Origin of the sequence: Micromonospora sp. NPDC049662 (assembly GCF_040675055.1) — a bacterium.
In the GTDB taxonomy this organism is placed as follows: domain Bacteria; phylum Actinomycetota; class Actinomycetes; order Mycobacteriales; family Micromonosporaceae; genus Micromonospora.
Window position 1 is genome coordinate 12,429 of the sequence record NZ_JBFAOC010000010.1, and the last position, 12,858, is coordinate 25,286.

Here is a 12,858-nt window from a genome sequence, read left to right on the forward strand (position 1 = left end):
CTGGTGGCGGCGACGGATGGTGGGCTCAACCGACGAAGAGGGAGACATTCCGGTGGACGAGACGTACGACGTGGTGGTGGTGGGCGGTGGCGCGGCCGGGCTCAGCGGCGCTCTGGTGCTGAGCCGCGCGCGGCGGTCGGTGCTGGTGATCGACTCGGGGGAGCCGCGCAACGCGCCCGCCGACCGCGTGCACAACTACCTGGGCCGGGAGGGGACGCCGCCGGCCGAGCTGATCGCCGCCGGACGCGACGAGGTGGCCGGGTACGGCGGGCAGTTCCGCGACGGCCGGGTCCGTACCGTGACAAGGGAGGACGACAGTTTCCGGATCGCCCTCGACGACGGCGACGCGGTGCGGGCCCGCCGGCTCCTGGTGGCCACCGGGCTCACCGACGAGCTGCCCGACGTGCCCGGGGTGGCCGAGCGGTGGGGTCGCGACGTGCTGCACTGCCCGTACTGCCACGGCTGGGAGGTCCGGGACCGGCGGATCGGCATCCTGGCGACCGGGCCGATGGCCGTGCACCAGGCCGAGATGTGGCGGCAGTGGTCCTCCGACGTGCTGCTCCTGCTGCACGACGCGCCAACCCCGGACGAGGAGACGGCCGAACGGCTCGCCGCCCGGAGCATCCCGGTGGTACCCGGTCCGATCGCCGCGCTCGAGGTGACCGGGGACGCGCTCAGCGGTGTCCGGCTCGCCGACGGCCGCGTCGTGGCGCTCGACGTCGTCGTGGTCGCCACCCGCACGTCGCCCCGCGCCGACCTGCTCGTGGGGCTGGGTCTCGCTCCGGAGGAGGTGACGATGGGCGGGCACGTGGTGGGCACCCAGATCCCCGCCGACGCCACCGGCGCGACGACCGTGCCGGGCGTCTGGGTCGCCGGCAACGTGGCCGACCTGCGTGGTCAGGTCATCACGTCCGCCGCCGCCGGGCTCATGGCCGGGGCGGCGATCAACGCCGACCTCATCGCCGAGGAGACCCGGGACGCGGTGACCGCGTACCGGCAGTTGGTCGCCACGACCTTCGAGGAGCCGGCCTGGGAGGAGCGGTACCTGTCGAAGCCGGCGGTGTGGAGTGGCCGCCCGAACCCGCAACTGGTCGCCGAGACCGCCGATCTCAGCCCCGGGCGGGCACTGGACGTGGGCAGCGGTGAGGGCGCCGACGCGGTGTGGCTGGCCGAGCGGGGTTGGCAGGTGACGGCCGTGGACATCTCGACCACCGCCCTGGGTCGGGCCGCCGAGCACGCCGAGGCCGCCGGAGTCGGTCACCGGATCGAGTTCCTCCACGCCGACCTGCGCGACAAGCCGCCCGCCGAGGAGGCCTACGACCTGGTGACCGCGCAGTACATGCACCTGCCCCCGACGCAGCGGCGGGAGTTGTTCGCCCACCTGGCCGCCGCGGTGGCCCCGGGCGGCGCGCTGCTGATCGTGGGCCACCACCCGATGGACCTGTGGACGTCGAGCCACCGGATGCACATGCCGGACATGATGTACACCGCCGAGGACGTCGCCGCCGAACTGGACCCAACCCACTGGCAAGTCCAAACCACCGCAACCCGCTCCCGCCCCGGCCCGCACGACCTGGTCCACCACGACGCAGTCCTGCTGGCCCGCCGCCGCTAACCCACCCCCCCAACCCGTCACCGTCGATCATGGAGTCGTGGTGGATGACAAGAGCCGCCAATCAGGGCCTTCCGGGCACCACGACTCCATGATCGGCGAATGAGGGGTGCGTGCCTTCGCACGGGGGTGGGCTCGGCGGTAGCGTTGCGCCACACTCACGGCCCGCAGGGCGGTTGACCTTGCGCCCGACCGTACGGAGGATGGTGCATGTCCATCGGCGCTGAGCCGCTCGCAACACGCGACGATGCGGCCTCGCGGCCGAGCTTCGAGCTCGCCCTGCGCGGCTACGACAAACGCCAGGTGGACCGGCACCTGGAGCAGCTCGACGGGCAGATCGCCATGCTCAGCGGCGAGCACGGGCGGTCGGCGGTACGGGTGCGTGAGCTGACCGCCGAGGTGCAGCGGCTGCGGGCCGAGCTGGCCGAGATGCACGAGCAGCCGGTTCAGGTGGACCGCGCCTCGTTCCAGGATCTGGGCCCGATGGTGGGCGAGATACTGACCCTCGCCGAGAAGCAGGCCGCCCTCATCACCGAGTCGGCCGCCGACCGCGCCAACGAGCTGCGCACCGAGGCGGAGCGAATCCTCGCCGACACCCGTGAGCGGGCCGCGCAGGCACGACAGGATCTGTCCGAGGAGGTGGCCGCGCGGCGCAGCGAGCAGGAGCAGGCGTACGAGGAGCGCCGCGCCGTGGCCGAGGCCGAGTTGACGGCGATCCGGGAACGCGCCGAGCAGTTACGCGCCGACGGTGAGGCCGCGCACGAACGCGCCCAGCACGAGGCGAAGCGCATCACCGAGCAGAGCGCGCAGCAGCTCAACCAGACCCGGGTGGCTGCCGACGCGCTGATGAAGTCGGCGCGTACGCAGATCCAGCAGGAGGTCCAGGCGGCCCGCGCCAAGAACCAGCAGGAGATGGCGCAGTGGCAGGCCGGCGTGGAGCGCGAGGTCGCCGAGTGGCGCAGCGCCGCCGAGCAGGAGATCGCCGAGTTGCAGGCGGCCTCGCAGGAGGAGCTGGCCGAGCAGCGCAGCTCCACCGAGCAGCAGATCGCCGCGCTGCTCGCCGAGGCGCAGCAGCACGTGACCGAGCTGCGGAACCGGGCCGATGAGCAGGCCGCCAGCCACCAGGAGCAGTTGACCGCGCTCCAGCAGGAGATCGAGGAGCGCCGGGAGGAGTCGGCCCAACTGCACGCCGAGTTGGAGACCGCCCAGCAGCAGCTCGCCGAGGTCCGCCAGGAGGGTGAGACCCTGGAGAACGAGCTGTCCCGGATGCAGCAACGGCTGAGCGAGGTGCGTCGCGACCTGACCGCCGAGGCGACCCGGCTCGACGAGGCCCGGCGGGCCGGCGACTCCGCCGAGCGGCACGCCAAGGAGGTCCGTGCCCGGGTGCAGCGGGAGGCGAAGCGGGTGGCCGACCTGGCCGCCGCCGCCGTGATGGCCGCCGCTGCCGGTGGTACGGAGACGGCCGAGTATCCGATGGTCGGTCCACGGTCGAGTCGCGCCGCCGCCGACCCGATCCCGGTCGACCGGGGCGCGGGCGACGGCGCCGAGACCGGGCGGGCCGACGTCGAGGGCGCCGGTGACGACGAGGCCGAGGCCGAGCAGGCGCGCGTCGAGGCGGACCGGGCCGGTACCGACGAGACCGGCGACGAGGCGGTCCACGCCGATGCCGCGCACGCCGACGACGACCGGGCCGACGACGACCGCGCCGATGGCGAGCGTCCGGCAGGCACGCCGCTGCGATACCCGGTGGGGCCGGCCGACCGCACGCCCACCCACGAGCCCATCTTCACCCGGCCCGACGCTCCGACGCCCGTACCGTTCCTGGCCTTCGGGCAGCCGGTCAGCGACAACGGCACCGCCCGGCACTGACCGGTCGTCCGGGCCCGGGGCGCGTACGTTCTCCGGGCCCGGTACGACCAGGGTTCGACGATCTTCACCGAACCCACACACCGGCTGCGCCGCACGCCCACGAGTCGATGGTGGGATGGGCGGATGAGCCAGCTCACGAGTGCGGACCGGATCGCGTACCTGGACACGGCCGCGGCCACCCCGATCGGTCGCGACTACAAGAGGCGTGCCGTCGACGCTCTCGACCTGCGGCCGGGGCACTGCGTGGTGGACGTCGGCTGCGGGCCAGGCACCGACCTGGGGCGGTTGGCCGATGCGGTCCGGGCCGACGGCCTGGTGGTCGGCGTCGACCGTGACCCGAGGATGCTCGCGGAGGCGGGTCGGCGGCTGGCCGACCGGCCGCGGATCGACCTGCGCGTGGGCGACGCCCACGCGCTTCCGTTGGACGACATCAGCATGGACAGGGCCCGGATCGATCGCGTCCTGATGCACGTGGAGGATCCCGCGGCGGCGTTGGCCGAGGTCCGCCGGGTGCTGCGCCCGGCGGGTGTGCTCGTGGTGACCGAGCCGGACTGGGACACCCTGGCCGTCGCCGACGAGGACGTGGCCACGAGCCGCCGCTTCGCCCGGTTCGTGGCGGGGCGGGTGCGGAATCCGACCGTCGGTCGGGAGCTGGTCCGGTTGTCGGCGCGAGTTGGCCTGCGGGTGCGATCGGTCGAGGCGATCGCCGTCGTCTTCGAGGACTTCGGCACGGCCGATCAGATCCTGGGGCTGCGGCGCAACTCCGCCCGTGCGGTGGCGGCTGGCGAGATGGTCGACCGGGAGGTCCGGCCGTGGCTTCGCCGTCTTGCCGCCGGTCCGCTGCTGGCGAGCTTCACCCTCTACCTGGTCACGGCCGAGGCCTGACGACCAACGGCCACCCCTCGCCGCCCTGGTACGCCACCTGCATTCGCCGGGAACCGCCCCGGACGTCCCGTCGGAGCTGGCAGGCTGGGCTGGCCGACACGCACCGACGACCGCCGGCCCGGGTGGCGACGACGAGCACCCCGTGGCCGCGAAGGAGCGCCCGTGACCGACCAACCGGAGGACTTCGACCTGCTCGTCGTGGGCGGCGGCAAGGCCGGCAAGACGCTGAGCATGGACGTGGCCCGCTCCGGACGCCGGGTGGCGATGGTGGAGCGCGGCATGATCGGCGGGAGCTGCATCAACGTCGCGTGCATCCCCACCAAGGCGCTGGTGACGAGCGCGCGGGCGGCCCACCAGCTACGGCACGCCGCCGCGCTCGGCCTCGCCGTCGAGGGTGGGCGGGTCAACATCGACCTGCTGCGGGCGCACAAGCAGGACGTCGTCGAGGGGATGGTCGCCGCCAACCGGCAGCAGTTCCTCGACTCGGGTCTGCACCTGGTGATCGGTGCGGCCCGGTTCGTCGCCGATCGGACCGTTCGGGTGCAGCTGGCCGACGGGGGTGAACGACTGCTGCGGGGCGCCGACGTGGTCATCAACACGGGCACCCGCCCGCATCTGCCGTCCGTGCCCGGGATGGCCGAGGCCGGAGTGCTGACCAGCAACGACCTTCTCCGGCTGGATCGGCTGCCGGCACGGCTGGTGGTGCTCGGCGGCGGGACCGTCGGGGTCGAGTTCGCGCAGATGTTCGCCTCGTTCGGCAGCGCGGTGACGGTGATCGAGGGCGGCCCGCAACTACTCAGCCGCGAGGACCCCGATGTCGCCGACGCGCTGATGCGGGTCTTCCTCGCGGACGACATCGACGTCCGCGTCGGCGTGGCCGTCGCCCGGGTCGACCGCGACCCCGACGGGACGCTCCGGGTCACCCTCGACGACGGCAGCGTGGTGACCGGTGACGAGGTGCTGGTGGCGGCCGGCCGGGCGCCGGTCACCGACGGGCTGGGGCTGGACGCGGCCGGTGTCCGGCTCGATGAGCGTGGCTTCGTGCTGGTCGACGAGTATCTGCGCACCAGCGCCGAGCGGACGTGGGCGGCCGGGGACGTCGCGGGCAGCCCGCAGTTCACGCACGTGTCGCTCGACGACTACCGGATCATCCGGGCGAACCTGGCCGGCGAGCGGCGCAGTACGTCCGGGCGGCTCGTTCCGTACACCGTCTTCACCACCCCGGAGCTGGCGCGGGTCGGTCTCAGCGAGAGCGACGCGCGCCTTGCCGGATACGACGTCGAGGTGGCCCACCTGCCGGTCGCCGCGATCCCCCGCGCCCGCACTCTGCGCGAGACCCGGGGCATGTGGAAGGCGGTGATCGACACCCGCACCGACCTGATCCTGGGCGCGGCGCTGCTCGGCCCGGAGTCGGGTGAGGTGATCACCTCGGTGCAGTTGGCCATGCTCGCGCGGATGCCATGGGCCGCGCTGCGGGACGCGATCATCACGCATCCGACCATGGCCGAGGGCCTCAACCTGCTCTTCGCGTCATTGCAGAGCCGACCGGTGCGCTGAGCACAGGTCAGCCGGCGATCTCGGCGCGTACCCGTTGCTGGAAGGCGCGGGCCTCGGCGCCGGTGGGCGGTGGACCGCCGTGCCGGGCGGCGATCGCCCGACGGATGACCTCCGCGGGATAGCCGGTGTCGACGAGCCGCCGACCGGCGTCCACCTTGGACAGCCACACGCCGTCGCGGTGCCGCACCAGCGAGCGGCAGGCGCCGAGCACGGCGTCCTCGGTGCCGGGCGCGGGCCGGTCGTCCGGCGGCGTTGGCAGGGCCAGCCACCAGGTCAGCGCCTCGATCAACAGGCGACGCAGGTCGGCCGGGGCGAGGTCGGCGAAGACCTCGGCCGCCGGCGGACCGAGCAACGCCAGTCCGCTCTGGCGCAGGATGCTGCGGTCCAGCCCGTACCAGAAGCGGCCGTCGGCGCTCGGCCGATCGGCCGGGTCGAGGGTGCGGCGGAACGGCATGGCGCGTCCAGTGTTCAGCTCGACCTCGAAGCCGGGTTCGGGGCTGCCGGCCGCCGCCACCGCCCGCCGGTAAACGACCAGTTCCAGCCCGCGCGCCGGACAGGGCAGGGACTCGTGACGAAGCCGCGCCACCAGCGTCCGCTTGACGGTGTCGGTGAGCGGGCCGGCGCAGACCAGCGCCACGTCCACGTCGCTGCGGCCGGGCTCGTACGCGCCGAGCCCCACCGAACCGGCCGCGTACGCGCCGACGAGATCGTCGCCGAGGACCTCCCGGGCGGTGGCCACGAGATCGTCGAGGTAGCGCGTCAGAGCGGAGTCCACGCGCCCATCCTCGTCTGCGGGCGCGGACGCGCCCAGGCCGGGTGGTCAAGGTCCTCCGTCGAGCCGAGGCGGAGTCCAGGCGGTGGGCCGGCGGTGGGCCGCGCCCCTGCGGGTCGACGGCGGACGGCGCCGACGGCGCGGCCGACGGCCGACGGCGGACACCACATTGAGCGTGATGCCTGTGAGTCATCAAGATGACTCACCGGCATCACGCTCATTGGAGCGGGTGGCTCCGATCCGGCCGGACCACGGGCCCGCGAGCGACGCGCCACCAGCGGCCGAAGCGGCCGGTCGCCGTCCGGACCCTCGGCAGGCCGGCCAGGGGCTTTGACCCTCGGCCTAACCGGCGTAGAGCAGCAGCAGGCCGGCGACGGTGTAGGCGACCATCAGCGCGAGCAGCGGAAGCTGACCGGCGACCGCCCGCGCCCGGGGGAACAGGTACAGGGCGCGGTCGTGGGCGAGCAGCGTGCCGAGCAGGTGCCCGACGACGATGACGGTGATCTGAAGATTGGCCACCCCGGACGGGGTCACCAACGCAGTGTGCGGTTCCCAGCCGGCGGTGCCGAAGACGTCCGCGCCGGTGTGGCGGGGGTCGGAGAGCAGGGCGAGGGTGCGCTGACCCTCCAGGATCAACAGCGAGTAGTAGTGCGCCACCACGTAACCCACCGCGATGGGGACGATCGAGTGCGCGATCTCGCCCGGTACGCGCCGCGCCCCGACCGCGCCGGCGTCCGCCGGCTCGGTGCGGCCGACGCGGGCCGCGACGCCCGTGGCGGCGAGGTACGCCACGGCGACCGCCCCGATCACCAGGACCAGTCCCGCGCTGCCGGTGACCACCGGAGGCAGCCCGTTCTCCTGGGCGAAGCGCAGCCAGACCGGCGCGTTGGAGAGGCTGTCGAACATCGTCGAGCCGAGCAGCACGATCACCACGGCGACCAGCCCGGGGCGGGGCCGCAGCCCGGCGATCCCGTCGAGCGGGTTGCGCCACACCAGCACACCGTCGGCGGCCCGGCCGATCGGAGCGAGCTGGCCGACGAGCGCGCTGTAGACCTCGAACGGGTCGGCCCGGTCGAACCACGCCGCGCCGAACACCACGGCGCCGGCCAGCATCACCACGGCGTACCCGGCCAGCCACGCGGTGATGACCGGCAGCGTGGCCCGGTCCGGCGCGACCAGTTCGAGCCAGACGAACCCGAAGAGGGTGAGCGCGGCGGGCCAGAGGCCCAGACCGGCCGGCAGTTCACGGACGCCGCGCGCCGGGTCGCGCCGGGCCGCCAGCGCGCCGAGCAGATGCACGGTACGCAGCGGGTTAACCGCCCGCCACACCGGACCGAACAGCAGCGAGACGGGCACCAGACCGACCCAGAGGAGCACGTAGAGCACTCCGGCCGTCGGGTTCTCCGGGGTGTCCGGCCCGGCGAGCAGGCCGACACCGAACCAGCCGGCGCCGAGCAGGCCCAGTACGCGCAGCGCCCACCGGAACGTGGGGGCGTCGACGAGGCGGGCCAGCCGGTCCGGCACCGGCCGACCACCTGAGGCATCACGGTCCAGGCGTGGCTCCCGCCAGAGCACGCCCAGCGCGACGAACGTGACGACCAGGGTCAGAGCGGCGGCAACGACGAGCTCGGGCAGCGTGATCGGGAGGTCCTGACGGCCGCCGACGCCGTGCGCCAGCAGCGTGGGTGCGGCGGACATCGGAGATCAGCGGACGACGAGCTGGAACAGCACCAGCTCGGTCTCGTGCGTCTCGACCTCGAACAACCCGGTCTTGTCGGCCCGGAACTCCACCGAGCCCGGTGTGCCGGCCGGGAGGCGGGCGCCCAGGTCGTAGCCGTGCACGTGCAGCTCGTCGGCGACGTCCGAGGTGACCGTGATCCGGACCGACTGGCCCTTGTTCACGGTCACCCGGCCCGTCGGCGGGGTGATCCGTCGCTTGGCGATGGTCACGGTGATCTCCCGGTCGACGGCGGCGGGGGTACTGGCCGCGGGGGTGGGAGTGGGGCTGCCCGCCATGGTCGGCGCGACGGAGGGGGTCGGCGCGACGGCGGTTGTCGGGGCCGTCGAGGGGGCGGCCACGGACGGGTCGCCGTTCTGGCCACAGCCCGCGGCGAGCACGGCGGTGAGCAGACCGGTGACCAGCAGGGCGGCGGGGCGGGCGGTGAGGCGGGCGGTGGGGCGCGAACCGGGGACGGACACGGGTGAACTCCGAACGACGCGAGGGGGACGGGGTGTCGAGGTGATCGTCGGAGGGTGAACTCTACGTCTTGTTCGGCGGCGGGGAAATGACCATGATGAACGAATGCGATCGAGGCTGGTCACTGTCGGTAATGTCGTACGTCGCGCCGTGGCGGTGCTGGCCGTGCTCGTGGTCGCGTCGCTGGCGCTGCCCGCCGCCCCGGCGTCCGCGCACGGCCAGTTGGCGACCTCCACTCCGCTGACCGGCACCGTGGTGCGCCAGCCCCTCGAGAGGGTGGAGCTGTACTTCACGGAGAAGCCGGCCGCCAACGCGCACTTCACCCTCACCGGCCCGAACGGGTCACGGGTGGACAGCGGCTGGTCGTACGGCGAGCCGAAGCGGTTGGACAAGCCGGTCCAGGAGTACTTCATGGTCAACGGCACCTTCGAGCCCCGGCTGTACCACACCGGCTTTCCCGCGATGGTGACCGTCGCGCACTGGCCGGCGAAGGGCCGCTACACCGCCAGTTACCTCACGGTCGCGTCCGACGGTGAGGCCGTGAAGGGCACCGTCACCTTCGACTACCAGGGGCCGAGCACGGCGGCCCCGGCCGGTTGGGCGGCGCCGACGAACGGCCCCGATCCCGCCCTGTTGGCCCAGGCCGAGGGCACCGCGTCGGCGTCCGCCGTGCCGGCCGCGACCCTCGACCCGGCCGTGACGCCCGCCGCCGCGCCGCCGTCGTCCTCGAAGGAGCGCGGGCTCCCGTCCTGGGTGATCCCCGTCGTCATCGTCGCCGTGGTGGGCACGCTCATCGTCGTGGCGGCCCGCCGTCGCCCGGCGGCACGGCCGACCGGCGGAGCGGCCCGCCCGCGCGGCGGCGCCGCACGTCCACACGGCGGCGGCGCCCCGCGGCAACGCGGCGGAGCCAACCGCCGGCCGGCTCGTCGCGGCCGCCGCTGACGCCCGGGTAGTCAGGCCACGCCCACACGTCCACAGCGCGAAGATCTCCGCTCAGCGGAACAGCACCGGCCGGTTCCCCCGGGCGCCGACGAGCTGGCCCCGGATGTTGATGTCCTCGATCCAGTCGGTCTCCCCCACGCCCCGGGTGGTCAGGTCGGTCATCAACCCGTTGCGCCAGAGGAACGGGTGCCACGCGGCGGTGGTGGTGGCGCTCTGGCCCACCACCTCACCGCGGTCGTTTATCGCGGTGGCGCGGCTCCAGTCGCCGCCGAGCGTGCCGAGGTCGGTGAGTGTCCCGTTCTGCCAGCGGAACGCCCGCCCGTTCGCCGCCCCCACCACCTGACCCCGGTTGTTGACCCCGAGCGCCTCGCTGCCGATCTGGGTGAAGACGCCGTCGCGCAGCCGGCCACCGACGCAGGTGCACGGGTAGTCCTGCGGCGGCACGTTGAACCCGCCCACCACGTCGCCCGCGTTGTTGAAGTCGGCGGTGAACTCGTAGAAGTACTCCCGACCCAGGTCGGTGAAGACGCCGTCGCGCCACAGGAAACGGTGCGGCATGTCGCCGGCCGGTTCGCTGGTGCCGAGCACCTGCCGCCGGTCGTTGACGCCGATCGCCACGCTGTTCTCCCCGCCCAGGGTGCCCAGGTCACGGAGGTGGCCGTCGCGCCAGAGCACCGCGCGGGTCAGGTAGTCCGAGCCGAACGAGGTGATCGCCACGTCACCGAACTCGTTGACGTCCACGGCGCTGGAATCGGTGTCACCGGGCAGCACGCCCAGGTCGGTGATGACGCCGTGTCGCCACAGCACGGCGTGCCGGGCGCCGCCGGCGACGGTGCTCCAGCCGACGATGTCGCCGCGATCGTTCATCGCCGTCGCAGCGCCGTCACCCCCGCTCAGGGTGCCGAGGTCGACGACCCGATAGCTGTGCGGGGACGCCACGGCGGGAGCGGGAGCGAGGGTGATCAGCGCGACGACTGTCGTCACTGCGGTCAGCAGGGGACGCGGGGACACCATGGACGCCAAGGGGACGCTCCTCGGATCGGAGCGGCGACGACCCGGCGGACGGGCGCGGGGACAACCGCCACTGCGCGTTCGATCGGTTACGCACAGTAGATCCGGTGTCGTGGCGACACGCCAGGGACCGAACGGTCACCGACGCATCAGGCGCGCGTCGGTCAGGGGCCGTGCGGCAGCGGCTGCGCCAGTGCCCGCAGTTCCGCCGGGAGCTGGGACAGGGCATCGGAGAACTCCCGGTGCCCGACCACCCGGTGCATCGTCTCGAAGACCGCCCGTACGCCCCGCTCGGCCCCGGCCCGGTCCGTGCCGGCGCGATCGGCGACGCGGCGCAGGAACTCGTCGTACCCGAATGTCTCGGGCGGTTCGGCGGCCTTGACCAGCAGCGGACTCAGCTCGTCGGCCACGTGCGGGGCGAGCGCGGTGGCCTCGCCCCCGCTGAGACGCTCGGTGAGCGTGCGCAGCACGGCCTCGGTCAGCGGGCGTGCCTCGGCCGGCGGAATACCCGCCCGTGCCGCCACCTTGTCGACGAACGCCAGTTCGGCCATGGACCCGCCCCTTCCGTCGCCGGAACGCGTGGCTACCCGGGCCGGACGGCGACAAACCCCGGGAGGCGCTGGCCCGGCGGTTCTGCCGGTTGCGCCGCGCCCCACCCGCCGTGTCTCGTACCGTGAGGTCGGACCGGGACCACGGCGGCCGCCCCGACGGGCGGCCCGGGCCGCAGGAGGAGCAGATGGCGGTCGACCTGCCCGACGTGATCGACAGGTACTTCCGGGCCGTCGGCGACGGGGACGTGGACGCCTTCGTCGCCTGCTTCGCGGACACGGCGAGCGTGGCCGACGAGGACCGGCTGTACGACGGCCGTCCGTCCATCCGCTCCTGGCGGGAGCGCTCGATGGCGCAGTACTCGTACACCGCCGAACCGGTGCGGGTCACGCCCCAGGCGGGCGACTCCTACCTGGTTCTCACACGGCTGTCGGGCGACTTCCCGGGCAGCCCGGTCGAGCTGCGGTACCGGTTCACCCTGCGCGACGACCTGATCGGCGCCCTGGACATCCGTCCGTAGCGGGACGCGCGGTGACGCGAGCTGAGCGGGTCCGTCGCGGACGACTCGGGGTCCTGACCCGTCCGCCGTCGCACAGTGGCCGCACCTTCTTGATCAACCGCCGAACGGAGGACACGGCCGACCGGCCATCGGATGACATGATGTCCCGACAACGGCCGACGCGACGAGAAAGGGTGCTGCTGTCCGATGGCGCACTTCGAGGCCCGCACGTCCACGGCACCCGGTCGAATCGTGGTCACGCTGACCGGTGAGTGCGACCTGGCGGCCCAGCCCGAGCTGACGACCGTGCTGTCCGCGGCGGTACGAGCCGCCGCGGTGGTGGTGGTCGACGTCGGCGGGCTGCGGTTCCTCGACTCCACCGGCCTGCACGGCCTGGTGACCGCCCACCAGGCGGCGCGCGCCGACGGCCGGCACCTGTACGCGGTCAACGCCTCCGGTCCGGTCGCGGCGGTCCTCGACATCACCGGCGTGGGCAACCTGCTGCGTCCGCCCGCCGACGACCCGCGGCTGGCGGGCTGATGGCGGCCGACCGACCCAACGCGCACGCGGTGGCCGAGGAGCCGCCGTCGGCCCCGCGCACCGACACGATGGCGTACGAGGTGGCGGCCGACCTGCGGGCGCTGCGCACGTTCGTCTGCCAGGGCGCCACGGCGCGGGGCCTGTCGGCCGAGCGGGTGGAGTTGCTGGCGCTCGCGGTCAGCGAGCTGGCGACCAACACGTTGCAGCACACCACCGGTGGTGGCCGGGTCCGGCTCTGGGCCGAGGGCGACCAGGTGTTCTGCGACGTCGTCGACCAGGGCCCGGCGCGGACGCTCGGCCGGGAGATGCCCGCCGCCAACGCGGTACGCGGTCGCGGGCTGGCCATCGTCGAGCGGATCTGCGACGAGGTACGGGTGTTCACCGCCGGTGCGGGCACCGTGGTCCGGATCCGGCTGTCGCGGTGA

13 protein-coding genes are annotated in these 12,858 nt (G+C 73.6%); 8 read left to right on the top strand and 5 right to left on the bottom strand.

All coding sequences use genetic code 11. The features are described 5' to 3' along the window. Nucleotides 1-52: 52 nt before the first annotated feature. The 4 genes from AB0J36_RS10460 to AB0J36_RS10475 all read left to right on the top strand — a co-directional run bounded on the left by AB0J36_RS10460 (nt 53) and on the right by AB0J36_RS10475 (nt 5,923). Nucleotides 53-1,615 carry a bifunctional NAD(P)/FAD-dependent oxidoreductase/class I SAM-dependent methyltransferase gene (locus tag AB0J36_RS10460; protein WP_363660419.1) on the top strand — a complete coding sequence of 521 codons (1,563 nt, stop codon included), beginning with the start codon at nt 53-55 and terminating at the stop codon, nt 1,613-1,615. 207 nt (nt 1,616-1,822) lie between these two features. Then, nucleotides 1,823-3,481 (top strand): hypothetical protein, encoded by a 1,659-nt coding sequence (locus AB0J36_RS10465; protein ID WP_357169581.1) that lies wholly within the window; start codon nt 1,823-1,825, stop codon nt 3,479-3,481. A 123-nt stretch (nt 3,482-3,604) separates the two neighbouring features. Further along, nucleotides 3,605-4,366: a methyltransferase domain-containing protein gene (locus tag AB0J36_RS10470; protein ID WP_357117764.1), complete on the top strand. Its 762-nt coding sequence runs from the start codon at nt 3,605-3,607 to the stop codon at nt 4,364-4,366. A gap of 162 nt (nt 4,367-4,528) precedes the next feature. Continuing rightward, nucleotides 4,529-5,923, top strand: a complete 1,395-nt coding sequence (locus AB0J36_RS10475; RefSeq protein WP_357169578.1) for an FAD-dependent oxidoreductase — start codon at nt 4,529-4,531, stop codon at nt 5,921-5,923. A gap of 7 nt (nt 5,924-5,930) precedes the next feature. Here the strand turns inward: AB0J36_RS10475 and AB0J36_RS10480 are convergent, their stop codons facing one another. The 3 genes from AB0J36_RS10480 to AB0J36_RS10490 form a co-directional block, all read right to left on the bottom strand. Further along, nucleotides 5,931-6,698, bottom strand: a complete 768-nt coding sequence (locus tag AB0J36_RS10480) for a nucleotidyltransferase domain-containing protein (protein ID WP_357117756.1) — start codon at nt 6,696-6,698, stop codon at nt 5,931-5,933. Nucleotides 6,699-7,037: 339 nt separating this feature from the next. Beyond that, nucleotides 7,038-8,393 (bottom strand): hypothetical protein, encoded by a 1,356-nt coding sequence (locus AB0J36_RS10485; RefSeq protein ID WP_357117753.1) that lies wholly within the window; start codon nt 8,391-8,393, stop codon nt 7,038-7,040. A gap of 6 nt (nt 8,394-8,399) precedes the next feature. Next, complete coding sequence (locus AB0J36_RS10490) at nt 8,400-8,894, bottom strand: hypothetical protein (RefSeq protein WP_357117750.1); 495 nt, start codon at nt 8,892-8,894, stop codon at nt 8,400-8,402. A 103-nt stretch (nt 8,895-8,997) separates the two neighbouring features. Between AB0J36_RS10490 and AB0J36_RS10495 the strand changes: the two genes are divergently transcribed. After that, complete coding sequence (locus tag AB0J36_RS10495; protein ID WP_357169575.1) at nt 8,998-9,834, top strand: copper resistance protein CopC; 837 nt, start codon at nt 8,998-9,000, stop codon at nt 9,832-9,834. Nucleotides 9,835-9,885: 51 nt separating this feature from the next. On the opposite strand, the gene AB0J36_RS10500 is transcribed toward AB0J36_RS10495, so the two are convergent. Together AB0J36_RS10500 and AB0J36_RS10505 are read right to left on the bottom strand one after the other, a co-directional pair. Further along, nucleotides 9,886-10,848 (bottom strand): hypothetical protein, encoded by a 963-nt coding sequence (locus tag AB0J36_RS10500; protein ID WP_357119380.1) that lies wholly within the window; start codon nt 10,846-10,848, stop codon nt 9,886-9,888. Between the two features lie 161 nt (nt 10,849-11,009). Then, nucleotides 11,010-11,396: a DUF2267 domain-containing protein gene (locus AB0J36_RS10505; RefSeq protein WP_357117743.1), complete on the bottom strand. Its 387-nt coding sequence runs from the start codon at nt 11,394-11,396 to the stop codon at nt 11,010-11,012. 185 nt (nt 11,397-11,581) lie between these two features. On the opposite strand from AB0J36_RS10505, the gene AB0J36_RS10510 reads away from it, so the two are divergent. The 3 genes from AB0J36_RS10510 (at nt 11,582) to AB0J36_RS10520 (ending at nt 12,858) form a co-directional block, all read left to right on the top strand. Continuing rightward, a complete protein-coding gene (locus AB0J36_RS10510; RefSeq protein WP_357117740.1) occupies nt 11,582-11,914 on the top strand; it encodes a nuclear transport factor 2 family protein in 333 nt (110 codons plus the stop codon). A gap of 186 nt (nt 11,915-12,100) precedes the next feature. Next, the gene (locus AB0J36_RS10515) at nt 12,101-12,433 is read left to right on the top strand and encodes an STAS domain-containing protein (protein WP_357394681.1); all 333 of its coding nucleotides are present in this window, start codon (nt 12,101-12,103) and stop codon (nt 12,431-12,433) included. Beyond that, on the top strand, nt 12,433-12,858 hold the full coding sequence (locus AB0J36_RS10520) for an ATP-binding protein (RefSeq protein ID WP_357117733.1): 426 nt from the start codon (nt 12,433-12,435) through the stop codon (nt 12,856-12,858). Before AB0J36_RS10515 ends, AB0J36_RS10520 begins: the two co-directional genes overlap by 1 nt.

Coding starts and splice junctions, on each gene's coding strand:
- AB0J36_RS10465 (WP_357169581.1), top strand. CDS start 1,823: ATGTCCATCGGCGCTGAGCCGCTCGCAACACGCGACGATGCGGCCTCG.
- AB0J36_RS10470 (WP_357117764.1), top strand. CDS start 3,605: ATGAGCCAGCTCACGAGTGCGGACCGGATCGCGTACCTGGACACGGCC.
- AB0J36_RS10485 (WP_357117753.1), bottom strand. CDS start 8,393: ATGTCCGCCGCACCCACGCTGCTGGCGCACGGCGTCGGCGGCCGTCAG.
- AB0J36_RS10495 (WP_357169575.1), top strand. CDS start 8,998: ATGCGATCGAGGCTGGTCACTGTCGGTAATGTCGTACGTCGCGCCGTG.
- AB0J36_RS10500 (WP_357119380.1), bottom strand. CDS start 10,848: ATGGTGTCCCCGCGTCCCCTGCTGACCGCAGTGACGACAGTCGTCGCG.
- AB0J36_RS10505 (WP_357117743.1), bottom strand. CDS start 11,396: ATGGCCGAACTGGCGTTCGTCGACAAGGTGGCGGCACGGGCGGGTATT.
- AB0J36_RS10510 (WP_357117740.1), top strand. CDS start 11,582: ATGGCGGTCGACCTGCCCGACGTGATCGACAGGTACTTCCGGGCCGTC.
- AB0J36_RS10515 (WP_357394681.1), top strand. CDS start 12,101: ATGGCGCACTTCGAGGCCCGCACGTCCACGGCACCCGGTCGAATCGTG.
- AB0J36_RS10520 (WP_357117733.1), top strand. CDS start 12,433: ATGGCGGCCGACCGACCCAACGCGCACGCGGTGGCCGAGGAGCCGCCG.